The sequence below is a fragment of the Deltaproteobacteria bacterium genome (assembly GCA_035063765.1).
Taxonomy (GTDB): Bacteria; Myxococcota_A; UBA9160; order UBA9160; family PR03; genus CAADGG01.
Genome location: JAPSFT010000011.1, coordinates 53,564 through 76,344 on the forward strand (window position 1 = coordinate 53,564; position 22,781 = coordinate 76,344).

Sequence of the window (22,781 nt, forward strand, 5' to 3'; positions counted from 1 at the left end):
GGCCCGCATGTTCCAGAAGGTGCTGATCGCCAACCGCGGCGAGATCGCCGTGCGCGTGATGCGCGCCTGCCGCGAGATGGGCATCAAGACCGTCGCCGTCTTCTCGGACGTCGACCGCGACGCGCTCCACGTGCGCTTCGCCGACGAGGCCTACCCGATCGGCCCGCCCCCGGCCCGCGAGTCCTACCTGATCGGCGAGCGCATCGTCGCGGTCGCGAAGCAGGCCGGCGCCGAGGCGATCCATCCCGGTTACGGCTTCCTCTCCGAGCGCGGCGAGTTCGCCGACCTGTGCGAACAGGAGGGCGTGGTCTTCATCGGCCCGCGCGGCGCGGTGATGCGCTCGATGGGCGACAAGGTCACCGCCCGCCAGACCATGGAGAAGGCGCGCGTTCCGATCGTGCCGGGCACGACCGAGCGGCTCAGCGACGAGCAGCTGGCGGTCTGGGTCGAGAAGATCGGCCTGCCCGTGATGATCAAGGCCGCGGCCGGCGGCGGCGGCAAGGGGATGCGGCTCGTGAAGGCCGAGAAGGAGCTGGCCGGCGCCGTCGCGCGCGCCCGCTCCGAGGCGAAGAGCTCCTTCGGCGACGACTCGCTCTACGTCGAGAAGTTCGTCGAGGAGCCGCGCCACATCGAGATCCAGATCCTGGCCGACGCCCACGGCAACGCCGTCCATCTCTTCGAGCGCGAGTGTTCGATCCAGCGCCGCCACCAGAAGGTGATCGAGGAGGCGCCGGGCAACCGGATCAGCCCCGAGCTGCGCGCGGAGATGGGCGCGGCAGCCGTTGCCGCCGCCAAGGCCGTGAACTACGTCGGCGCCGGCACCTGTGAGTTCCTGGTCGACAAGCACGACCGCTTCTACTTCCTCGAGATGAACACGCGCGTGCAGGTGGAGCACGCGATCACCGAGATGATCACGGGCGTCGACATCGTGAAGACGATGATCCGGGTGGCCGCCGGCGAGAAGCTGCCCTTCGCGCAGGCGGACCTCGCGATCAGCGGCCACTCGATCGAGGCGCGCGTCTACGCCGAGGACCCCGACAACAACTTCGTGCCCTCGCCGGGCGAGATCGCCGTGTACCGGCCGGCGGCGGGGCCCGGGATCCGCGTGGACAGCGGGGTCTACCAGGGCGCGCGCGTCACGGTCTTCTACGACCCGATGGTCGCGAAGCTCGTGGTCTGGGGCCGCGACCGCCAGGAGGCGATCGAACGGCTGCGCCGCGCGCTGCGCGAGTTCGTCGTGAAGGGCATCAAGACCTCGATCCCCTTCCACCAGAAGGTGGTCGAGCACCCGGTGTTCCTGGCCGGTCGCTACGACACCGGCTTCATCGACCAGCACCTGGCCGGCGGCAAGGGCGACCCGCGCCCGCTCGGCGAGGACGCGAAGGAGGCGCGGCGCGTCGCCGTGATGATGGCGGCGATCGCGGCCTACCAGCGCGACAAGGCGCGCGCGGCCACGGCCGCCACGACGGGGGCCGCGGCCGGCGCCGATCCCTGGAAGAGCTTCGGGCGCCGCAGCCAGATGCGGGGGAGCCTCCGGTGAAGTACGAGGTCTCGGAGAAGGGCGGCGAGACCCACAGCGTCGAGCTCCGGGAGCTCGGCGAGAACGCCTACGAGGTGACGCTCGACGGCCGCACCGTCCAGGTCGACGCAGCCCGCAGCGGCAAGACGATCTTCTCGATCCTCGAGGACGGCCGGCAGTTCGAGGTGATCATCGACGAGACCGGCGCGCACGGCTTCGACGTGCTCGTCGGCGGCCAGCTCCTCCACCTCCAGGCCTTCGACGAGCGCTCGCGCCTCCTGGCGGCGACGGGCAAGGCGGCGGTCAGCGGCCCGCAGCGGGTCGAGGCCGAGATGCCCGGCAAGGTCGTGAAGATCTCGGCGCCGGTCGGTGCGAGCGTGCAGGAGGGACAGGGCGTCGTGATCCTCGAGGCGATGAAGATGGAGAACGAGATCAAGTCGCCGGTCGACGGCACCGTGACCGAGATCGGCGTCGCCGAGGGCCAGACCGTCGAGAGCGGGGCGCTCCTCTTCGTGGTCGAGCCGCCCGCCGGCCCCGGACCGCCCGCGGCAGACGCGAGCCCCTGAGCAGCCGCCGGCCACCGGCCGCCTTCAGACCCGCGCCACGGCTCCCGCGTCCGGCTTCTCGCCGGACGTGCCGCGCGCGCGCTTGCCGCCGAAGAGCCAGGCGACGCCGACCCCGAGCAGGTAGAGCACGCACATCGGGACGGCGAGCATGCTCTGGCTCACCCAGTCGGGCGACGGGGTGAGCACGGCGCCGATCACGAAGTTGATCAGGATCGCGTAGGGGAAGTAGCGGAGGAGCTGGCGCACCGTGAGGATGCCGGCGCTGGCCAGGAAGAAGACCACGACGGGGAGCTGGAAGGCGACGCCGAAGGCGAGGAACATGCTGGTCGTCATCGACCACACCTCGCGCATGCTCCAGGCCGCCTGCACGAACTCGCTCTCGAACTCGCCGAGGAAGGTGAACATCGCCGGGAACACGAACCGGTGGCCGAAGAAGGCACCCGCCACGAAGAGCAGCGTCGAGGTCAGGACGAAGGGCACCGCGAGCTTCTTCTCGCCCGGGTAGAGGCCGGGCGCGATGAAGGCCCACACCTGCCAGAGCACGCCGGGGAGCGCCAGCACGAAGCCGGCCAGGGCGGCGCCCTTCAGGTAGGTGAAGAAGATCTCGCCGGGCGCGATCGCCTGGAGGTGGCCGCCCTCGCGCGCGAGCGCCGCGACGGCGGGCCGCAGGAGCTCGCGGAAGATCGCCTCCCGGAACCACCAGGCGACCCCCGTCCCGGCCACCCAGAAGAGCAGCGCGCGCACGATCCGCCGCCGCAGCTCGGCCAGGTGCTCGGTCAGCGGGAGCCGGGTCTCATCCATTCGCGGGCGAGGAGGACGGCGGCGGAGCCGCCTGCCCGGCAGGCCCTGCCTCGGCCGCGGGCTGGTCGAGCGGGGCGGGGGCGGCCGCCGGGGGCGGGATCGCCGACGCCGGGTGGGGCGGCTCCGGGCGCGGGGGCGGGGGCGGCTCGATCGCCTCGTTGAAGCTCGCGCGCAGGTCGTTCGAGGCGCGCCGGAACTCGTGCATGGCGCGCCCGAGGGAGCGCGCCAGCTCCGGCAGCTTGGTCGGCCCGAAGACGATCAGGGCCACGACGAGGATCACGAGCAGCTCCGTCATCCCGATGCCGAACATGGCGGCAAATTAGCGGTCGCCTCGACGGACGGCAGGCAGGGGTCAGGAAGCCAGGGCGACGGGCCCCCCCGTGATCAACGCACCCCCGTCCGCGGCCGGTACCGTGATCGGCCGGCGGTCGCGCGCGGCCACGATCTCGAGGCCCATGCGCGGGTGCGCGCCCGGCGCGTGCGCGATCCACGCCACGCGGGCCACCGCGTCGAGGGACGGCCGCCCGTCGACGCTGCGGACGATGATGCGGAGCAGGGAGCCGATGGGCGCGACGACCTTCGCCCGGACACACAGGCCCCGCGGCGATAGATCGAGGGTGAAGCCGTGCCGCCACTGCTGGTCGCGATGGACCCGCGGGAACGGAGCGTACTCCACCAGTCGCACGGTCGCGTCCCGCCGCACCCTGCGAACGGTCCACGACCCTCCCGTGCCCGCGCTCCCCCCGAAATCGAACGCGAGCTGACCCCCTGCTCCGCGCATCGGTTGCCCCCCTCTGCTCACCATGCGTTCCGCAGCGCCGACGGTCCGGCCGAAGATCGCGTCCCGGCGGCTGCGGCTCCGACCGCGACCGCCACCAGCTCGAGGTCGGTGTCGCACGCGCCGCTCTCGACGAGCGCCGTGAGCTCCTTCGCGAGCGCCGGATCGAACTGGCGGCCCGCCTCCTGGCGCAGCTCGGCGAGCGCGGCGCCCTGCGTGCGCGCTCGGCGCCAGGGGCGGTCGCTCGTCATCGCGTCGAAGGCGTCGGCCACCTGGACGATGCGGGCGCCGAGCGGGATCGCCTCGCCGGCCTTGCCGTCGGGATAGCCGCAGCCGTCCCAGCGCTCGTGGTGGGACCGGACCGCCGCGACGACGCCCTCGCCGAGCCCGAGCGGCTCGAGCAGGCGGCCCCCGATCTCGGGATGCTGCTCGACGATGCGGCGTTCCATCTCGGAGAGCTCGCCGCGGCGCACGAGCAGGTCGGTGGGCACGCCGATCTTGCCGACGTCGTGCAGGAAGGCCGCGACGCGGGTCGCCCGCTTCTGCTCGTCGGGGAGGCCGAGGCGATCTGCGAGCAGGGTCGCAAAGAACGCGACGCGCCTGCCGTGGCCGCGCCGGTAGGGATCCTGTCCCTCCACGGTCTGGGCGAGGCGCTCGAAGAAGGGCAGCACGCGGTCCGCGTCGAAGCTGTCCGCGGGCGGCAGCTCGGTGACCTGCCTGGCCAGCAGCTCGCCGAGCCGCCCGCGCAGATCCGCGCTCCCCTCCACCCGCTCGAGGATGCTCCGCACGTCGGCGTCACGGCCGACCAGGTCGCCGAGATCCTCCAGGAACTGCACCAGGCGGGTCCGCCCGCGCCGGCGGCTGAGGGCACGCTGGACGGCCGTGCTCACCTGCATCACGTCGAAGGGCTTCTGGAGATAGTCCGCGACTCCCCAGCGGATGCCCTCGGTCGCGGACTCGATGCTTCCCTGCCCGGTGATCACGATCAGCTCGACGTCGGGGAACTCGCCGCGGAGCTTGCGCATCAGCTCCGCGCCCCGCAGGCCGGGCATCGCCAGGTCGAGGGTCACGACGTCGACCGGCGTCGCGCGCAGCGCCTCGACGGCCTCGGCGCCGCTGCCGACCGCGAGCACGCGGTACGCCGGCGACAGGATCATGCGGAGCGACTCGCGCGGACCGCGTTCGTCGTCCACCACCAGGACGGTGGCTCGGTGCTTGCTCCGATCGGACACGGGGAGCCTCCGGGGTTGGCCTCGCGTGCGACCCGGCGGGGTTTCCGCAAGCGCCGTGCCAACCTCGGAAGGATGTGCAGGAGAAAGGTCAACCCACTGGAGTAGAAGGGATTTCCATGAGGCCACCGGGGCTGACGCGGCGTTCGGGAATCGTTCCGCCAGGAACAGCCACTTGCTGCCGGCGCACCCAAGTCCGCGGTTCCGATGGGAAAGAGACGGCGTTCCAGACCGAACACGGGTCCCGGTCCGTTCAGTCCCCGCCGATCGCGTAGGCGTCCATCTTGAGCTTCAGGACCCGGCGCGTGAGGCCGAGCAGCTCGGCAGCGCGGGTCTGGTTTCCTCCGGTTCGCGTCAGGGCCTCCCGGATCAGCTCGGTCTCGAAGCGGGCGACGGCTGCGGGCAGGTCGAGGCGTCCGGCCCGGACTTCCTCGCGCAGGACGTCCCCGCGGGCTGCCTGCTGGATCTCCTGGGGCAGATCCGCGAACCCGAGCGCCTCCCCGTCGGCGAGCGCCACCGCGCGCTCGATCGCGTTCTCGAGTTCGCGCACGTTGCCGGGCCACGCGTGGCGCTCGAGCGCGGCAAGCGCAGCCGGCGCGATGCGCGCGGGGCCACGGCCCGCGTCCGCGCGCACCCGGGCCAGGAAGGTCTCGGCGAGCAGTCGGATGTCCTCGCGCCGCTCGCGCAGGGGGGGCAGCACGATCGGCACCACGTGGATCCGGTAGTAGAGATCGGAGCGGAAGCGCCCGGCGGCCACCTCCTGCTCGAGATCGCGGTTGGTCGCCGCCACCACCCGCACGTCCACGGGGATCGGCTGGGTCGAGCCCACGCGGTCGATCGTGCGGTCCTGGAGCGCGCGCAGGAGCTTCGCCTGCACCGCGAGCGGCAGCTCGCCGATCTCGTCGAGGAAGAGCGTCCCGCCGTGGGCGGCCTCGAAGCGGCCGATGCGCCGCTCGCGCGCGTCCGTGAAGGCGCCCTTCTCGTGCCCGAACAGCTCGCTCTCGAGCAGCGTGTCCGGGATCGCCGCGCAGTTCACGACGACGAAGGGCGCCTCGCGGCGCGGCCCGAGCTCGTGGACCGCGCGTGCCACGAGCTCCTTGCCGGTGCCGCTCTCGCCGCTGATCAGCACGTTCGAGCGCGACTCCGCCAGCCGCTCGATGCTGCGGTACACGAGCCGCATCGCCTCGCTGCGCCCGATCAGCCGCCCGAGCCGCGCGCGGCCCGCCACCTCGTCGCGCAGGCGCACGACCTCCTGCTCGAGCGCCCGGTGCTCCAGGATCTGGCGCACCTTGATGCGCAGCGCCTCGACCTCGAAGGGCTTGGTCACGAAGTCCGCGGCGCCGAGCTTCATCGCCTCGACGGCGGCCGCGACCGCCCGGGTCGCCGAGACCACCACCACCGGCGGGCTGTCGCCGCGCTCGGCCAGCTCGCGCAGCATGTCGAGGCCGCTGCGGCCGGGCATCACGAGATCGAGGAGGATCACGTCGACGCCGCCCGCGTCGAGGGCCCGCAGCCCCTCCTCGACGCTGCCGGCCGTGGCGACCTCGTGCTCCTCCTTCAGCAGGAGGCGCAGCGACTCCTGGACGCCGCGCTCGTCGTCCACCACCAGCACCCGTCCCATGGCGGCGCAAGGTACCGCGCCGCGTCCGGGGGGTCAGGGCGCGGGAAGCTCGATCAGCACGAGCGTCTCGCCGGGCTCTCCGGGCTCGACGGCGAACGAGCCGCGATGGGCCCGCACGACCGCCTCGACCACCGCCACCGCGAGCGTGTTCTCGCTCATCCGCAGCGCGAGGTCCGGCGTCGTGCCCGCGCCGCGCGAGCGCAGGAGCACGCGGAGCCGGGCGGCGCCCGTGCCCTCGCCGCCGTGGTGGCGCGTCCCGAGGTAGAGGTCCCCCTGGTCGGGCAGGGAGGCGAGCGTCTCCTCGAGCAGCAGGCCGAGCGCGAAGCGAAGCTGCTCGAGATCCCCGAGCGCGAGCGGGTGCTCGCGGTCGAGCTCCTCGAGCACCACCAGGCGGTGCTCCTGGACGCGCGCGGTCTGGAGCTGGAGCAGGCGGGCGAGCAGCGCCGACACGTCGACCGGCTCGCGCGCGGGCGCCGGCAGCCAGCCGAGCCGCGCGAGCGTCTCCACCACCGCCTCGATGCGCCGCGTGTCGGCCTCGACGCGCTCGGCGAACTGGGCGCGGAACTCGGGGTCGTCGAAGCGGCCCGGCAGCATCTGCGCGAAGGTGCGGATGCCGACGAGCGGGTTGCCCACCTCGTGGGCGACGGCGGCGGCGAGGCGGCGGATGGGCGCGGGGTCGGAAGGAGGGGCGGCCGCGAGGGGCTCGGAGGTGACCAAGGGCGCGCGAGCACCGGCGCTCGCACTCGTCGCCGGCGCGCTGGCGTCCTCATGACTTCGCTCGCCTGCGGCTCGCTGCGCGCTCGCTGGGCTCGCTTGCTGCGGGGTCGCTCCGGCTGCCGGTGCCGGTGCCGGCGGCTGCGACTCGCTCGCGCAGGCCTCGCCGAGCGACTCGAAGACGAGCTCGCTGGCGGGGATCGGGTCGCGGGAGGCGGTGGCGAGCGTCCGGCGGACGACGGCTTCGAGCTCGCGGGCGTTGCCGGGCCACGCGTGGGCGTGGAGCACCGCGAGCGCGTCGTCGGCGAAGCGCGGGACCGGCCGGCCGGCGGGGCGCAGGGCGCCCCAGGCCCGAAGCGTCCCGGCCGCGATGCGGTCGATCGCGGCGGGCCGCTCGCGCAGGGGCGGGATGCGCACGACGAGTCCCGCGAGTGCGCTCGCGAGGGCGGGCTCGAGCCGGTCCTCCACGGCCGGGTCGCCGGCGGTTGCCATCCAGCGCACGGCGGCGGCCGGCAGCGCCCCGGGCGGCGGGCCGTCCTCGATCCAGCCGGCGAGCCGGTGCTGGGCCGTGGGATCGAGCGCGTCGGCCGCCTCGACGCAGACGGTGAGCACACCCGCCGGCCCCGGCGACTCCGGCACCAGGCCGGCGAGCAACGCGGCGGGCTCGAGCCCGTGCGCGCCCGTGACGCTTGCGAAGGCGCCGGGCGACGCGCCGCCGAGGCCCGCCTGGAGGTGCAGGGTCCGGGCCAGGAGTCCCCGCCCGGTGCCGCCCTCGCCGCGTACCAGGAGCGGGAGCTGGCGGCGGGCGGGGTCGATCGCGGCGAGCAGCGCGCTCTCGTCGAGGTCCCCGAGCCAGCGCTCGAAGCGCGCCGCGAGCGCCTCGCGCCGGCTCCGTTCGGAGAGCGCGGCGGCGCCGCGCCGCGCGAGCGCCGCGCGCAGCCGCTCGCGCAGCTCGCGCGCGTCGCTGGTGACCGTGACGACCTCGGCTGGGAGCGCGTCGAAGAGGCGGCGCGCCTCCGCGACGTCGCGCGGCTCGGCCAGGATCAGCCAGGAGGGACCCGGCCCGCCGCGCCGCGCGGACTCGCCGGCCAGGCGCGCGGCGGCGCCGTACGCCCAGGCGAGCTCGACCTCGAAGTCGCCGCTGGCGCCGAGCAGCACGGCCCGCGGAGCGGGCTCGCTGGCGAGCGCGCCTGCCTCCCCCGGGTCGGCGACGAGCGGCGTGCCGCCCACGAGTCGCCGCAGCGCCTCGCGCCACCGGGGGTCGCGGTGCACGATCCACAGCCTCGCCGCCACTTCCGCATTCTCCGCAACAGACGATCCGCGAGCGCAGCGCTCGCCTCGGGGCCGGGGCAAGCCGCGTGCCAAGGGTGGCGCGGGAGTGCGCGATCCGCAGCTCGGGTGCAGTGCCTCGCCCAAGGTCTGTCGCGCCCGGCGGAAGTCGGTTCCGGCCGGCGACCGTCGCGCCGTGCCCGGCCCCGGGCTCGCTGCGCGCGCGGAGGCAGGGAGCTGTCCAAAGTGGGAAGCGCGCGGGAGCTTCCTTGCTGGGGGTGGGGGGCTCTGCCAGAGTAGGCGCCAACCCCATGGCGGCACTCCACGGCGCGAGCGAAGTCCTCGGCTCCGGCGCGGATCCGGCCCCGTCCGTCCGCGACGGTGGCCCGGAGGTCCGGCTCCGCAACGGGTTCGAGCGCCCCTACGACGACGCGATCGCCGCCGCCCGCACCTGCTACTCGCCGCGCGTCATCGAGGCCGGCGAGGTCACGGCCCGCCAGCGCCGCCAGATCGGCCCGCTCACCTTCCAGGGCGGACACCACACGGTGTACCAGCACGCAACCTTCGAGTTCTCGCTCTCGGGGGTGTCGCGCCAGCTCGTCTGGTGCTTCCTGCACGCCTTTCCCTTCTACAACACCGAGCAGCAGAGCCAGCGCTACGTGCGCCTCGACGAGCCGCGCGCGCACGTCCCGCCCGCCCTGCGCGGCGAGGCGCGCGAGCTCTACGTGGGCGCCATCGAGCGCGCCTGGCAGGCGTACCGCGAGCTGACGCAGCGGCTGGTCCCGGTGACGCGCGGGATCCTGTCGGGGCTCTGGCGCCTCGACCGGCGCAAACAGACGGCCTTCGCGCGCGACGTCGCCCGCGAGGCCGAGAAGAAGGCGATCGAGACCGCCCGCTACGTGATCCCGATCGCCTGCCACACGGCGATGGTCTACACGGTCTCGGGGCTGGTGCTGCACCGCCTGCGCCGGATGGCCGCCGCCAGCGACGCGCCCGACGAGGCGCGCGACGTGGTGGGCCGCATGGTCGCCCTGGTGGAGCGCGTCGACCCGGCCTTCTTCTCGGAGGTGGGCGACCCCCCGCGCGCCGGCGACGAGGTGGTCGAGAGCCGGACGGCGCCGGCGCGCGTCGGCGACGCCGCCGCGGCCGCCGCCTTCGACGCCGCGCTCGGCGGGCGCCGCTCGCTGCTCGTCGACTGGGGCGCCCGCGCGCCGCAGGTGGTGGCCGAGGCCGTGCGCCACGTGCTGGGCCGTCCCGAGCTGTCGGACCCCGAGGCCCTGGCGCTGGCCCTCGACCCGGCGCGCAACCCGTACCGGCTCGACACCCTGAACGTCTCGACCCACGCCCCCGTGATGCGCGCGCTCGAGCACGCGCACTACACCTTCCGCAAGAAGCTCTCGCACACGGCCGACTCGCAGGACCAGCGCCACCGGATGGTGCCGGGGTCGCGGCCGCTGCTCTCGCGCACGGTGCCGGCCGCCGTCGACGTCGTCGAGCCGGAGCTGATCCGCGGTGACCCGGGCTGCCACGCGCTCTTCGTCGAGGCGGTGGAGGCAGCCTGGGACGCCCGGGCGCGGCTCCTGGCGCTCGGCGCCACGCCGGAGCTCGCGCTCTACGTGCTGCCCAACGCGCTGGCGGTGCGCTTCGAGGAGTCGGGCTCGCTCCTGCACCTGCTCCACAAGTGGACGATGCGCACCTGCTTCAACGCGCAGCGCGAGATCTACGAGGCCTCGCTGGACGAGCTGGCCCAGGTGCGCGCGCTGCACCCCGAGCTGGTGCGCCACGTGGGGCCTCCGTGCTTCGTGCGCGACGGCCTCGCCAGGCCGCGCTGCACCGAGGGCAGCCACTTCTGCGGCGTGCCCGTCTGGCGCAGCTTCCCCGACGTCGAGCGGAGCATCTGATGAGGCGTTCCGGGCTCGCCGCGGCGCTGGCCGCCGCCCTGCTGGCGGCCGCCACGCCGGCTGCCGCCCTCGACCTCGCGGGCACCTGGTACGTGCTCGTGCACTACCAGGACGCCGGGTCGAGCAAGCCGGAGGCCTGGCGCTGGGACGACCGCGTCTGGCGCCTGCAGCGCGCGGGCGACGCGCTCGAGTGGACCGAGTACTCGATCGTCGTCTTCGAGGACGAGGCCGGGCGCTTCGAGGGGCTCGGCGGGAACCGCGCGGCGCGCGTGGTGGCGGCCTGGGAGCCGAGCCCGGCGCAGCTCGCGGACATCCGCGACGGGCTCGCCGTGAACAGCGCCCGCGGCGTGAAGACCAAGACCCTGCGCCCGGGCGAGGGCGGCACGCTCGCCTCGGGCGCGAGCGCGCTCGCGGCCGGCGGCGCCTCGGTGATCTCCTACACCGAGGACTGGACGATCGAGGATCCCGGCGGGCTTCCCGTCTTCGTGCGCGAGGACTCGCTCGGTGGCGCGAGCGCCGAGGCCATGGAGGGCCGCACCGAGTACCGCGCCGAGCAGGTCGCGCCAGACGGCTCCGAGATCACGGGCCGCTTCGAGCGCGACGGCACCCGCGTGGGACGCTTCCGCATGATCCGCTCCGGCGAGGCGTCGGCGGTCGGCAGCAGCGACCAGTCCGAGCGCCAGCGCAAGGTCCTGCTCGACCGCGCGGTGCAGCAGGGCGTCGTGAGCCAGGAGGAGGTGGCGGCCGCCTTTGCGGCGCAGGTCCAGCTCGGCGAGGGCGCCGGCGCACCGGTCGATCGCGCCCAGGCGCGCCAGACGATCCGCGAGAACGTCGAGTCCGCGATCCGCGCCCAGGGCGAGGACCCCCGCGTGCTCGCGCCGCAGGTCGAGAGCCTCACGCGCAAGATCGAGCGGGCGCTCCTCGACGACGGCAAGAGCGTCGCCGAGGTGCAGCGCATGCTCGAGACCGGGCAGCTCCAGCCTTGAGCACGGGCGCCGCGCGCCTCGCGCGGCGCGCCGACCTGGCCGCGGTGGCGGCGCTCTGGGCGGCGCTCGTCGAGGAGCACGCGGCGCTCGATCCCGCCTTCGCGCTGGAGGCCGGCGCAGAGGCCGGACTGCCGGCAGAGGCCGCGCGCATCCTCGAGGATCCCGCGGCCGCCCTGTGGGTCTGGGAGGGTGCGGAGGGCGTCGCCGGCTTCTGTGCCGCCCAGCGCCGGCCCGCGCCGGCCGCGGCGCGCGAGCGGGCGCGGGTCGAGATCACCGAGCTGGCCGTGGCGCCGGCGGCGCGCCGGCGGGGAGCGGGCCGCGCGCTCGTCGCCGCGGCACTGGCCTGGGCCGCCGCGGGCGGCGCGCGCCGGATCGAGGTGCGGGTGGCGGCGCGCAACCCCGCCGGCCAGGCCTTCTGGCGCGCGCTCGGCTTCGCGGACTTCGTGGACGTGCTCGATCGCCGGCTGTAGCTTGACCGGCTCCCGAGATCCAGGAGCCCCTCCGTGGCGTTCAAGACCCTCCCCCTCGCCCAAGAGCTCAACGAGCGCCTCGCGCAGGCCGCCCCCGAGGTGCTCGCGATGCTCTCGCCGCTCGGGCGCCGGCTCTACTTCCCGAAGGGCATCCTCTCGCAGTCGGCGGAGGCGAAGCAGAAGGGCACGCGCTTCAACGCGACGATCGGGATCGCGACCGAGGGCGGGGCCCCGATGTACCTGCCCTCGATGCACCGCCACCTCGACGGGATCGCGCCGAACGACGCCTACAACTACGCGCCGCCGGCTGGCCGCCCGGCGCTGCGCGAGCGCTGGCGCGAGAAGATCCTCGCCGAGAACCCGTCGCTCCGGGGCAAGGTCTGGGGCCTGCCGATCACGACCAGCGCCCTGACCCATGGCCTCGCGCTCGTCGGCGACCTGTTCGTCGGCGAAGGCGATCGCGTGCTGCTCCCCGACCAGCTCTGGGGCAACTACCGGCTCACCTACGAGGTGCGGCTCGGGGCCGAGATCGTCACCTATCCCTTCTACGCGGGCGGCGGCTTCGACGTGGCAGGGCTCACGCGCGCGCTCGAGGAGCAGGCGCGGGGTCGCGACAAGCTCGTCGTGCTCCTCAACTTCCCGAACAACCCGACCGGCTACATGCCGACCCCCGCCGAAGGGCGCGCCATCGCCGACGCGCTGGCGGCGCAGGCGGCGCGCGGCACGAAGATCGTGGCGGTCACCGACGACGCCTACTTCGGGCTCTTCTACCACCTGGGCGCCGAGTCGATGACCGAGTCGCTCTTCGGCCTGCTGGTCGGGCGCCACCCGAACCTGCTGGCGGTGAAGCTCGACGGCGCCACCAAGGAGCTCTTCGTCTGGGGCCTGCGCTGCGGTTTCGTGAGCTTCGGCCCCGGCGATCCGGCGAGCGCCGAGCGGGTCTGCGAGGTGCTCGACACCAAGGCGCGTGGAGCGATCCGCGGCGCGCTCTCGAACAGCCCGATGCTCTCGCAGACGCTGGTCGAGAAGGCGCTCGAGACGGCGTCGATCGCCGACGAGCGCAAGGGGAAGGCGGAGCTCCTGCGTGCGCGCGCGGCGCGCGTCCACGAGGTGGTGCAGCGCCCGGCCTTCCGCGAGACCTTCGACCCCTACCCCTTCAACAGCGGCTACTTCATGTGCGTGAAGGTGAAGGGCGTCGACGCCGAGACGCTGCGGGTGCACCTGCTCGAGCGGCACCAGACGGGCCTCGTCGCGACCAGCCCGACCGACATCCGGGTCGCCTTCTCCTGCCTCGAGCTCGACCAGATCGAGCCGCTCTTCGCGACCCTCGACCAGGCGATCCGGGAGCTGCAGGACCCGGGAAGCAGCTAGGGCCTGCCGCCCAGCTCGGTGAGGATCCGCACGGTCGCGTCGATGCCGCGCTCGAGGTTCTCGATCGAGACGCGTTCGTTGGGGCCGTGGATGCCGCGCGTTTCGCTGGGCGGCAGCCAGCGCGGGACGAAGCCGTAGGAGACGATCCCGAGCTCGCGGAACCAGTGCGCGTCGGTGAAGCCCGCGATCACCCGGGGCACCACCAGCGCGCTCGGGTCGATCTCGAGCGCGACGTGCTCGATCGCCCTGAACAGATCGGTGTCGGGAGGGGACGCCAGCGGCTCGAAGGCGAGCAGCGGCTGGAGCTGGATGCCGGGGTCGGCGATCTGCGCGGCGAGCTGGTCGAGGAAGGCGTGGCAGCTCTCGCCCGGGAGCAGCCGCACGTCGAGGTCCGCCCGCGCCTCCTCGGGCGCGACGTTGGTGTGCGAGCCGGCCTCGAGCACGGTGATGTTGACGGTGTTGCGCACCAGCGCCGCGCGCGCGCCGTCGGTGAGGAAGCGCTGCCGGAAGGCCGGATCGTGGTGCAGCGCGTCCGCCAGGTCCGCGTAGCCGGCCCGGTCCTCGGGTGGCGCCATCGGCGCGAGCGCGGCGAACATGTCCGCCACGGTCGGCACCACCCGCAACGGCGCCGGCATCCGGCGCACCCGCTCGAGCGCCGCGACCAGGCGCGGGACCGCGCCGCTCGGGCCGGCCGTCGAGGCGTGCCCCGGCGTACCTCGGGCGACGAGTCGCACCCAGCAGGGCCCCTTCTCGGCGATCCCGACGCCCCACACGTTCGGCTCGCCGCCCTCCCCGACCAGGATCCCGCCCCCTTCGGTGAGCAGGTACTCGGCGTCACCCAGCAGGTCGCGATGGCTGCGGACCAGCCAGCCGGCACCGTCGCGGCCGCCCGCCTCCTCGTCCGGCGTCGCGAGCAGGATCACGTCGCGCCCGAGCGTCACCCCGCGGCGGCGCAGCTCGAGCATCGCGAGCAGGTGCACGACCGCGACGCCCTTCGCGTCGAGTGCCCCGCGGCCCACCACGTAGCCGCCGGCCACGAGCCCCGAGAACGGGCCGACCGCCCAGCCCTCGCCGTCGGCGGGAACGACGTCGAGATGGGAGAGCAGGATCACGGGCCGCCGCTTGCCGCTGCCGGGAAGCCGTGCCCACGCAGCGGCGCGGCTGCGGCCGGCGTCCTCACCCGGTGTCGGCAGGAGGCGGGCCTCGAGCCCACCCCGCGAAGCCACCTTCACGAGCAGCTCCGCGAGCGGCCGCTCGTTCCCGGGCGGGTTCACGGTGTCGAGCTGGATCGCGCGGGAGAGCAGGGCGGCGGCGGCGCTCCCGAGGTCACCCCCGGAATCCGGGTCGTCGCGGCCGAAGGGCCAGATGGCATGCGCGGGGGTTGCGAGGGCGATCACCCCCAGCAACAAGAGCGAACGAGCGATCTGGTCGATGCCGGGGCGGTGAATTCGGGTTCTCCGGAAGATCGCGCGCAGCACGCGCGCGTATGACGCCCTGTCACTTACAGTACGACGCCGTCCCGACCGATCGGCTAACAGTAGCGCCCACGTTCACGGGCCAGGAGGGGCTGTTTGGACGTCTGGTCGGACGACGTCCTGAAGGAAGTGTTGCGGGAGACGCAGCGGCAGCGGTCCCAGCGCCGCACGCGACGTCTCTCGGCGGCCGGCGTGGCGCTGGCCGCCGGCGCCGCACTCGCCTGGCTTGCCGCCGGATCCCTGGCGCGGACGCCGCCCGCCGCCCCGGTGGCGCCGCCGGCTCCGGTCAGCGCGATGCCGCCGGCCGCCGCGGCTCCGATCGTACTACCGCCCGTCGTCGACCTGCTGGCCACGACCGGCGCGCCCCCTCCGCTCGTCGCCTTCGCCACGGCACGGGCCGAGCTCGAGGCATCGCTCGGCGCCCTCGCGACCCCGGCGCCGCCGGCGCTGGCTCCCGCCCCGCACGACCCCGCTGCCCGCGCGCTCGCCGCCACCAGCGGACTCGGCGAGGTGGCCGCTCCGCCCGTGCCGAGCCCCGTCGTCGAGGACCGCCTGGAGGCAGGCGACACCCTGGTCGAGGCCCTGTCGCGCCACGGTGTGGCGGCCTCGACCGCGGCGGTGATCGTGCGCGAGCTGAAGCCCCACTTCGACTTCCGCCGTGCCCGCCCGGGCCACCGCTACCGGCTCGAGCGCGCCGAGGGCGGCGCGTTGCTCTCGTTCCGCTACGACGTCTCCGCGCACGAGCACTACGAGCTGGTGGCGCGCACCGGCGGCGGCTTCGAGGCGCGCGGCGCCAAGCGCGGCATGGTGCGCCAGCAGGCGCGCCTCGCCGGCATCGTGGCCACCACCCTGCACGACGCGATCGGGGATCTCGGCGAGCGCGCGGAGCTGGCGGCGCGCTTCGCCGGCATCTTCGCCTGGGAGGTGGACTTCGCGAAGGGCACCCGGCCCGGCGACGAGTTCCAGCTCCTCTACGAGCGCAACTACGTGGCTCGCGAGGGCGGCGAGGGAGGGCTGCGCTACGTCGGTCCGGGGCGGATCCTGGCCGCGCGCTACACGAGCGGCGGGCGTACCCACGAGGCGATCTACTACGAGACGGCTCCGGGTGTCGGCAGCTACTACCGGGCCGACGGGGGCTCCGTGAAGGAGGCCTTCCTGGCGGCGCCGGTCAAGTACACGCGCATCACCTCCGCCTTCACGCAGGCCCGCTTCCACCCGATCCTCCGCCGCACCCGGCCCCATCCCGGGATCGACTACGCCGCCCCCGCCGGCACCCCGGTCTGGGCCGTCGCCAGCGGCCGGGTGACGCACGTCGGCTGGCTCGGCGGCTATGGCCGGCTCGTGAAGATCCAGCACGCCGACGGCTACGAGTCCTATTACGCCCACCTCTCGCGCTTCGCCAGCGGGCTGCGCGTCGGGCAGATGGTCCAGCAGAAGCAGGTGATCGGGAACGTCGGCTCGAGCGGGCTCTCGACCGGCCCGCACGTGTGCTTCCGCATCACCCGCGACGGCCAGTTCGTGAACCCGGCCTCGACCCGGATCCCCACCGGCGACCGCATCGCGGCACGCCAGCGCCAGGACTTCGAGACGGTCCGTGACGCGCGCCTGGCCCAGCTCGGGCCGGCGCAGCGCCTGGTCGCCACCGACGAGGCGCTCTGAGCCGCCGCACCGCCCGGGGTGCCGCCCGCCCGCGTCCTCTACCGGCTGCTCGGCTCGTGTGCCACGCTTCGCGCCATGCGCGACGCCCCCCGCGCGGCGGCCCGACCCGAGCCGGCCGCCTCGCTGCCCGAGCCCCTGCGCACACGCCTCGCCCCGGCCGGGCCTGCGCCCGGCGGGCGGGGGTGGCTGCCCGAGGAGGCCGACACCCCGTGACGCTCGATCGCGAGGCCTCGGCCGAGCTCGAGCGCCCGATCGGGTCGCTCGACGACCTGGTCGCGTACTTCCGCAGCGGCGAGAAGCCGCGCGCGCGCTGGCGGCTCGGCGTCGAGCACGAGAAGCTCGGCGTGCGCCTGCCGGGGGTCCAGCCGGTGCCCTACGACGGCCCGGGCGGGGTCGAGGACCTGCTGCGCCGGATCGCACGCGAGCCGTCCGAGCCCGCCTGGCGCGTGATCGAGGAGGACGGCCACGCGATGGGCCTCGACGGGCCCGGCAGCGTGTCGCTCGAGCCCGGCGCACAGCTCGAGCAGAACGGCCGCCCGCTCCATGCGATGGCCGAGGTCTGCGCGGAGTTCCAGGAGCACCTGGCCTTCCTGCGCCGCGTCTCGGAGCCGCTCGGGATCGCCTGGCTCGGGCTCGGCTGCCATCCCTTCCACAAGCTCGGCGAGCTCACCCGCGTGCCCCGCGAGCGCTATCGCATCATGCGCCAGTACCTGCCCGCGCGCGGCCGGCTGGCCCTCGACATGATGCACGCCACCGCCTCGGTGCAGGCGAGCTACGACTGGAGCGACGAGGCCGACCTGGTCGCGAAGCTGCGCACGGCGCTCGCCGTGACGCCGATCGCCTCGGCGCTGTTCGCGAACTCGAGCCTGTGGGAGGGGCGCCCGGCCGGCTTCGTCTCGCGCCGGATGGCGATCTGGCGCGACACCGACCCGGATCGATGTGGCCTCCTGCCGGTCGCCTTCGAGCCGGACTTCGGCTACCGCCGCTACGCCGAGTGGGCCCTCGACGTACCGATGTTCTTCCTCGTGCGCGAGGGCGTCTATCACGCGCTGGGTGGCATGAGCTTCCGGCGTTTCTGGCGCGAGGGCTTCGAGGGCGAGCGCGCCACGCTCGCCGACTGGGATCGCCACCTGACGACGCTCTTCCCCGAAGTGCGGATCAAGCGCATCCTCGAGATCCGCAACGCCGACGCGGTGCCCCCCGACCTGCTCTGCGCGATGCCAGCCCTCTGGAAGGGGCTGCTCTACGACGACGAGGCGCGCGCCGCGGCTGGCGCACTGGCGCCCTGGAGCCCGGTGGAGCGTGACGACGTACACCTCGATGTGGCGAAGCACGGCCTCGGGGCCCGGGCGCCCCGCGGTCCCCTGCTGCCGCTGGCGCGCGAGCTGGTCGCGATCGCGCGCGAGGGGCTGCGCCGGCAGGCGCCGCCGGGCATCGACGAGACGGGCTACCTGGAGCCGCTCGAGGCGGTGGTTGCGCGGGGAACCAGCCCCGGCGAGGAGGTGCTCCGGTGCTGGCAGGGCGCCTGGGGCGGCCTGCCAATGCGCTTGATCGAGCACGCACGCTACTGATAGAGTCCCCTGCCACGCGGCGGAGGCCCCGATGTCGCAGCACTTCAAGATCTCGTTCAGCCTCGACGAGGGCGACATCGCCTACTTCCGGAAGCTGTTCCGGAACGCCCGCAAGCAGGTGAGCGACCAGGACGCCGCCCAGGTGCTGGCGGCGGTCCAGCACCTGGTCGACCGGGTCCGCCAGGCGAAGAAGACGCCGAGCTTCGTGCAGGAGGCGGTGGCGGTCCTCGAAGACCTGAAGCAGATGCTCGAGGACCCCGACTACGAGCTGCCCAAGGCGCCCCGCACCGAGGTGCTGGCGGCACTCTCGTACTTCGCGAATCCGGAGGACCTGATCCCGGACCAGGTCCCGGGCCTGGGCTTCCTCGACGACGCGATCATGATGAAGATGCTCGAGAGCGAGTTCCGCCACGAGCTGTGGGGCTACCGGCAGTTCCGCCGCTTCCGCACCGGTGCCGAGCAGCGCCCCTGGACCACGGTGGCACGCCAGCGCCTCCCGCAGCGCCTCGCCGACTACCGGCGCAAGATCCGGAGCGAGGTGGACCGCAAGAAGAAGGAGCGCCCCTTCTCCTGGTGGTAGACTCCCCGCGAGCCCACCGCCCATGACGACGCCCGCGCGCGCACGCATCCTGATCGTGGACGACGAGGAGGCCATCCTCGAGACGATGGCCTACACCTTCGAGGACGAGTACGACGTCCTGACGGCGACGAGCGCCCGCCAGGCGCTCGAGATCCTCGACGAGGGTCCGGCGATCGCCGCCGTCGTCACCGACCAGCGCATGCCCGAGATGACCGGCGTCGAGTTCCTGGCCCGGGTCTGCGAGCGACACCCGAACACGACGCGCATCATCCTGACCGGCTACGCCGACGGCGAGGCGATGGTGCGCGCGATCAACGAGGGCCACGTCTACGCCTACGTCACCAAGCCCTGGGAGCCCGAGGAGCTGAAGCAGCTCGTGCACCGGGCGGTCGAGGTGCACCGGCTCCGCGTCCAGAACGACACCCTGGTCGAGGACCTGCGCCGGGCCAACGCCTTCCTGGCGGCGGCGATCGACGAGATCCCGATCGGCGCGCTGGTGATCGACGCCACCGGCGTGGTGCGCGCGTCGAACCGGCCGGGTCGCGAGTACCTGGGCCTGCACGGCGATCCGAGCGGCCAGCCGCTCGAGCAGGTGCTCGGCGCCGAGGCGCTGCGCGAGGTGCGCGAGGCGTCCCGGCGGCTCGGGATCGGATGCGAGCGCGGCAGCGAGGCGCAGACCGACTACGAGGAGCTCGACGTCGTCACGACGGGCGTGTCGCTCCGGCTGCGTGTCGCCCTGCGCACGCTCTCGGACGCGGCGCGCCGCACGCTCGGGCGCGTGATCCTGATGCGCGAGATCTCGCACGAACCGCTGCGCCGGCGCTTCGAGGAGATCCTGCACGAGATCCAGTCGGCCGGCGACGGCCTGCGCCCGCGCCTCGACCAGGCGCTCCAGGAGCTCGGCGAGTTCGCGGGCAAGGTCCAGCACAGCGGGGTCGCCTCGCCGGGCATGGCGGAGCTCGCCGAGCGCATCTCGCGCACGCGGACGGCGATCGAGAACTGGCTGGCCGTGGACGACGCGTTGCTCCGCGAGGGCTATCCCGACGCCCGCCTGCTGGTCGAGCGCATGCGCGTGGCGGGCTCGCGCTGGCCGCTGCCCGAAGAGGTGCCGGAGCGGGTACGCCGGCTCGCGGAGCGCGTCGAGGCCTACTACGCGAGCGGCGAGAACCCTGGCCAGCCCGTCCTCTGAGCGCGTCGCCGGCGCCGCGCCGGCGGCGCCGCGGGCCGACCCGGCGGCGGGCGGCGTGCCGGCGCTCGAGGTCGTGATCGAGCGCGTGGGCCTGGGCGTGCGCCTGCGCTGGGCCTTCCATGCCCGCGAGGTGCGCTTCGAGCGCGTCCGCGAAGGCAGCGCGCCGGCGGAGCTCTTCCCCGAGACCTTCTCGTTCCACCTCGACCGCCACGATCCCTTCGAGCTGCACCTCCAGGTCGAGGACCTGTGGGCGGACCCGCGACGGCTCGGCGAAGGAGCGACCCGGCGCGAGGTGCAGGAGGCCGTGCGCCGGCTGCTGGCCGCGCTGCCCGGCTACCTCGAGCGCGTGCTCGACCACCTCGTCGCGAGCGGCCGCCTCGCCGGTGCCGCCAGCACGCGCATCCACGGCGACCTGGTGGTGCTGGCCCGCGAGGTGGCGCGCTTCCTCGCCGAGAAGGAGCTCGCGAGCCAGCCCGACCTGCGCCTCGCGACCCTGCACCTGCGCAAGCTCGCCTGGCGCGGGCTCGCGGCGCTGGTGCGCGAGCGGGTCGCGCCCGCGTCGGTCGAGGCCTGGCTCGCGGCGCGGCCCGCCGGTGCGCGCGGAGCCGTCCCGGGCGTCGCTGGGGCCCCCTGGAGCGCCGGGCCGGCGCCGGCCGCCGAAGCCTCCTCGCGCGCGTTGCTCCAAGCGCTCGCCGCCGAGCCCGACCCGCGTGCCGACGAGCTCCTGCTGGAGCTCGCCGCCCGCGCCTTCCACGACTGGCTCGAGGACACCTGCCTCGACGAGTCCAACGAGGCCTTCGAGGGGGAGGACTCGCCCTTCGCGACGCGCGAGGTCGAGGTGCTGGCGGCGGCCGTCGTCGAGCCTGCGGGCCGCCTGCGCCGGACCGCGCACCTGTCCCCGTTCCTGCGCCGGATGGGCTCGCGCGACTGCCTGCGCCTCCTCGGCAAGCTCGAGGTCTGGTTCCTGCGCCAGTACGACGTGCCGCGCGCCGCCGCCGTGATCCGGCACGCCGAGAACCTCTCACGCGGCAAAGGCCATTTCGGCGGCGTGCTCTCGTGGCACTCGACCGCGGCGTACTGCGCCGCGATCGCGCTGCTCGTGTGGCCCTTCGCCGGCGCCGCCTTCGCCTACCGGCGCGCACCGCTCCTCTTCGACGCGGTGGCGAGCTTCCAGATGCTGGCCGTGCTCGGAGTCGTCGTCTGGTACCTGCTCTGGCGCTTCGTCGTGCAGAAGGACCTGTCGTTCTTCCACGGTGCGGTGCCACGCATCGGTGCCGGCATCATCGTCGGCTACATGCCGGTGTTCCTGATCGACGAGGTCTGGGACCTGTCGCGGCGGCCCTGGTTCCCCCTTGGGGTCACGGTCACGCTCCTCGGCTTCATGACGCTCCTCTACCTCTACGTCGAGGTGCGCCGGCGGATCCCGGATCCGGGCGAGGCCTTCTCGCGCGCCCGCCGGATCTGGCTGCTCGGGATCCTGCAGGCCCTCGCGCTCGGCGTCGTGATCACCACGCTCCTCGGCGGCTTCATGGTCTCGCGCACCTGGGGTCCCGAGCCGGGGCTCGGGATGGAGGCGCTGCGCGCGGTGGTGCCGCCCGTCCTCGGGGATCTGCCGCGGATCATGGGGATCGCGCCGATCTACGCCTTCCCGACCGCGATCCTGCTGATGACCTTCCTGTCGCTCTTCATCGGCACCTTCCTCCAGCTCCTCTGGGAGGACCTGCCGATCACGGAGCCGCTCTAGGCGGGCGCTCGAATCCCGCCCGGGCGCCGGCGTCCACCCGAAGCGGGTCGCCCGGGCCCCCCTGGGCCGTTACCCTCGCCCCTTCGTCGCCGGCGCCCTGGAGGTCCGATGCCCGCGATCACGATCTACTCCAAGCAGACCTGTCCCTATTGCGACATGGCCAAGCGCCTGCTCGCGGGGAAGGGCCAGACCTGGACCGAGATCGACATCGAGGCGGACCCGGCGCAGCGCGACGCGATGATCCGGCGCAGCGGCCGGCGCACGGTGCCCCAGATCTGGATCGGCGAGCGCCACGTCGGGGGCTTCGACGACCTGGCCGCGCTCGAGCGCGCCGGCGAGCTCGATCCGCTCCTCGGGGTCCACGCCGGGGGCCCCGGCGCGGCCGGTGCCCCGCCCGAGCACGTGAAGCTCGTGATCGTGGGCTCCGGCCCGGCCGGCTGGACGGCGGCGATCTACGCGGCGCGCGCGGAGCTCCAGCCCGTGGTCGTGGCCGGCCTCGCGGTCGGCGGCCAGCTCATGCTGACCAGCGACGTCGAGAACTACCCGGGCTTCCCCGAGGCGGTGGCGGGCCCGGAGATGATGGAGCGCTTCCAGAGGCAGGCCGAGCGCTTCGGCGCGCGCGTCTACCAGGAGGACGTGGTCCGGCTCGACCTCGCGCAGCGACCCTTCCGCATCGAGACCGAGGAGCGGCGCTTCACCGCCGACGCGCTGATCGTCGCGACCGGCGCCAGCGCCAAGTGGCTCGGGATCCCGTCGGAGCAGCGGCTCATGAGCCGGGGCCTCTCGGCCTGCGCCACCTGCGACGGGGCGCTCTACCGGGGCAAGGCGATGGCCGTGGTCGGGGGCGGCGACACCGCGATGGAGGAGGCGCTCTTCCTCACCCGCTACGCCACCAAGGTGACGGTGATCCACCGCCGCAACGAGCTGCGCGCCTCGAAGATCATGCAGGAGCGCGCCCGCAAGCACGAGAAGATCGAGTTCGTCTGGAACGCCGTCGTCGACGAGGTGCTGGGCGAGGAGTTCGTGACCGGGGTGCGGCTGCGCGACGTCGAGACCGGCGCGAAGCGCGAGATCCCCGTCGAGGCCGTCTTCGTGGCGATCGGGCACGAGCCCAACACCGCCCTGGTGAAGGGCCAGCTCGACACCGATCCCGTCGGCTACATCCGCTTGAAGCCCGGCTCCACCTACACCTCGGTCGAGGGCGTGTTCGCGTGCGGCGATGCCACCGATCCCGTCTACCGGCAGGCGGTCACCGCCGCGGGCACGGGCTGCATGGCGGCGATCGACGCCGAACGCTGGCTCGCCGCCCGGGGCATCCACTAGCCGGAGCGCGCACCG

The 22,781-nt window shown here is 74.1% G+C and carries 19 protein-coding genes and 1 pseudogene; 13 read left to right on the forward strand and 7 right to left on the reverse strand.

Features of this window, described 5'->3' with window-relative positions; all coding sequences use genetic code 11:
• Positions 1-7: 7 nt before the first annotated feature.
• On the forward strand, positions 8-1,540 hold the full coding sequence (gene accC / locus OZ948_10465; GenBank protein ID MEB2345157.1) for an acetyl-CoA carboxylase biotin carboxylase subunit: 1,533 nt from the start codon (positions 8-10) through the stop codon (positions 1,538-1,540).
• Complete coding sequence (locus OZ948_10470) at positions 1,537-2,085, forward strand: biotin/lipoyl-binding protein (GenBank protein MEB2345158.1); 549 nt, start codon at positions 1,537-1,539, stop codon at positions 2,083-2,085. Before accC ends, OZ948_10470 begins: the two co-directional genes overlap by 4 nt.
• 24 nt (positions 2,086-2,109) lie before the next feature.
• On the opposite strand, the gene tatC is transcribed toward OZ948_10470, so the two are convergent.
• The 6 genes from tatC to OZ948_10500 form a co-directional block, all read right to left on the reverse strand.
• The gene (gene tatC, locus OZ948_10475; GenBank protein ID MEB2345159.1) at positions 2,110-2,886 is read right to left on the reverse strand and encodes a twin-arginine translocase subunit TatC; all 777 of its coding nucleotides are present in this window, start codon (positions 2,884-2,886) and stop codon (positions 2,110-2,112) included.
• Complete coding sequence (gene tatB / locus OZ948_10480) at positions 2,879-3,196, reverse strand: Sec-independent protein translocase protein TatB (GenBank protein MEB2345160.1); 318 nt, start codon at positions 3,194-3,196, stop codon at positions 2,879-2,881. The genes tatC and tatB overlap by 8 nt, the downstream gene beginning before the upstream one ends.
• Before the next feature lie 42 nt (positions 3,197-3,238).
• A complete protein-coding gene (locus OZ948_10485) occupies positions 3,239-3,562 on the reverse strand; it encodes a PilZ domain-containing protein (protein MEB2345161.1) in 324 nt (107 codons plus the stop codon).
• A 122-nt stretch (positions 3,563-3,684) separates the two neighbouring features.
• Entirely contained in the window at positions 3,685-4,896 is a 1,212-nt protein-coding gene (locus OZ948_10490) for a response regulator (protein MEB2345162.1), read from the reverse strand.
• A 250-nt stretch (positions 4,897-5,146) separates the two neighbouring features.
• A complete protein-coding gene (locus OZ948_10495) occupies positions 5,147-6,514 on the reverse strand; it encodes a sigma-54 dependent transcriptional regulator (protein ID MEB2345163.1) in 1,368 nt (455 codons plus the stop codon).
• 33 nt (positions 6,515-6,547) lie between these two features.
• Complete coding sequence (locus tag OZ948_10500; protein MEB2345164.1) at positions 6,548-8,521, reverse strand: hypothetical protein; 1,974 nt, start codon at positions 8,519-8,521, stop codon at positions 6,548-6,550.
• A 287-nt stretch (positions 8,522-8,808) separates the two neighbouring features.
• Between OZ948_10500 and OZ948_10505 the strand changes: the two genes are divergently transcribed.
• From OZ948_10505 to OZ948_10520, 4 genes are read left to right on the forward strand one after another with little or no spacing between them, the layout of a single operon-like run.
• A complete protein-coding gene (locus tag OZ948_10505) occupies positions 8,809-10,398 on the forward strand; it encodes an FAD-dependent thymidylate synthase (GenBank protein ID MEB2345165.1) in 1,590 nt (529 codons plus the stop codon).
• Positions 10,398-11,384, forward strand: coding sequence for a hypothetical protein (locus OZ948_10510; GenBank protein MEB2345166.1), 987 nt, complete (start codon positions 10,398-10,400; stop codon positions 11,382-11,384). The genes OZ948_10505 and OZ948_10510 overlap by 1 nt, the downstream gene beginning before the upstream one ends.
• The gene (locus OZ948_10515; protein ID MEB2345167.1) at positions 11,381-11,854 is read left to right on the forward strand and encodes a GNAT family N-acetyltransferase; all 474 of its coding nucleotides are present in this window, start codon (positions 11,381-11,383) and stop codon (positions 11,852-11,854) included. The genes OZ948_10510 and OZ948_10515 overlap by 4 nt, the downstream gene beginning before the upstream one ends.
• 33 nt (positions 11,855-11,887) lie before the next feature.
• Positions 11,888-13,225 carry an aminotransferase class I/II-fold pyridoxal phosphate-dependent enzyme gene (locus tag OZ948_10520; protein ID MEB2345168.1) on the forward strand — a complete coding sequence of 446 codons (1,338 nt, stop codon included), beginning with the start codon at positions 11,888-11,890 and terminating at the stop codon, positions 13,223-13,225.
• Here OZ948_10520 and OZ948_10525 read toward each other — a convergent pair.
• A complete protein-coding gene (locus OZ948_10525; protein MEB2345169.1) occupies positions 13,222-14,622 on the reverse strand; it encodes a M20/M25/M40 family metallo-hydrolase in 1,401 nt (466 codons plus the stop codon). The genes OZ948_10520 and OZ948_10525 overlap by 4 nt on opposite strands.
• Before the next feature lie 882 nt (positions 14,623-15,504).
• Here OZ948_10525 and OZ948_10530 point away from each other — a divergent pair.
• From OZ948_10530 to trxB, 7 genes and pseudogenes are all read left to right on the forward strand, one after another.
• The gene (locus tag OZ948_10530; GenBank protein ID MEB2345170.1) at positions 15,505-16,359 is read left to right on the forward strand and encodes a peptidoglycan DD-metalloendopeptidase family protein; all 855 of its coding nucleotides are present in this window, start codon (positions 15,505-15,507) and stop codon (positions 16,357-16,359) included.
• Between the two features lie 209 nt (positions 16,360-16,568).
• On the forward strand, positions 16,569-17,930 hold the full coding sequence (locus OZ948_10535) for a glutamate-cysteine ligase family protein (GenBank protein ID MEB2345171.1): 1,362 nt from the start codon (positions 16,569-16,571) through the stop codon (positions 17,928-17,930).
• 31 nt (positions 17,931-17,961) lie between these two features.
• Positions 17,962-18,510: a YkvA family protein gene (locus OZ948_10540; protein ID MEB2345172.1), complete on the forward strand. Its 549-nt coding sequence runs from the start codon at positions 17,962-17,964 to the stop codon at positions 18,508-18,510.
• A 22-nt stretch (positions 18,511-18,532) separates the two neighbouring features.
• A complete protein-coding gene (locus tag OZ948_10545; GenBank protein MEB2345173.1) occupies positions 18,533-19,699 on the forward strand; it encodes a response regulator in 1,167 nt (388 codons plus the stop codon).
• Between the two features lie 55 nt (positions 19,700-19,754).
• Positions 19,755-21,443, forward strand: coding sequence for a hypothetical protein (locus OZ948_10550; GenBank protein ID MEB2345174.1), 1,689 nt, complete (start codon positions 19,755-19,757; stop codon positions 21,441-21,443).
• 108 nt (positions 21,444-21,551) lie between these two features.
• A pseudogene (gene grxC, locus OZ948_10555) lies at positions 21,552-21,785 on the forward strand (glutaredoxin 3).
• A 60-nt stretch (positions 21,786-21,845) separates the two neighbouring features.
• Positions 21,846-22,766 (forward strand): thioredoxin-disulfide reductase, encoded by a 921-nt coding sequence (trxB, locus tag OZ948_10560; protein MEB2345175.1) that lies wholly within the window; start codon positions 21,846-21,848, stop codon positions 22,764-22,766.
• The last annotated feature ends 15 nt before the right edge of the window (positions 22,767-22,781 follow it).

What these genes read in the sequence shown, in the direction of transcription:
- OZ948_10540 (MEB2345172.1), top strand. Translation starts at nt 17,962, where the DNA reads ATGTCGCAGCACTTCAAGATCTCGTTCAGCCTCGACGAGGGCGACATC.
- tatC (MEB2345159.1), bottom strand. Translation starts at nt 2,886, where the DNA reads ATGGATGAGACCCGGCTCCCGCTGACCGAGCACCTGGCCGAGCTGCGG.
- OZ948_10495 (MEB2345163.1), bottom strand. Translation starts at nt 6,514, where the DNA reads ATGGGACGGGTGCTGGTGGTGGACGACGAGCGCGGCGTCCAGGAGTCG.
- OZ948_10545 (MEB2345173.1), top strand. Translation starts at nt 18,533, where the DNA reads ATGACGACGCCCGCGCGCGCACGCATCCTGATCGTGGACGACGAGGAG.
- tatB (MEB2345160.1), bottom strand. Translation starts at nt 3,196, where the DNA reads ATGTTCGGCATCGGGATGACGGAGCTGCTCGTGATCCTCGTCGTGGCC.
- accC (MEB2345157.1), top strand. Translation starts at nt 8, where the DNA reads ATGTTCCAGAAGGTGCTGATCGCCAACCGCGGCGAGATCGCCGTGCGC.
- OZ948_10510 (MEB2345166.1), top strand. Translation starts at nt 10,398, where the DNA reads ATGAGGCGTTCCGGGCTCGCCGCGGCGCTGGCCGCCGCCCTGCTGGCG.
- OZ948_10505 (MEB2345165.1), top strand. Translation starts at nt 8,809, where the DNA reads ATGGCGGCACTCCACGGCGCGAGCGAAGTCCTCGGCTCCGGCGCGGAT.
- OZ948_10530 (MEB2345170.1), top strand. Translation starts at nt 15,505, where the DNA reads ATGGTGCGCCAGCAGGCGCGCCTCGCCGGCATCGTGGCCACCACCCTG.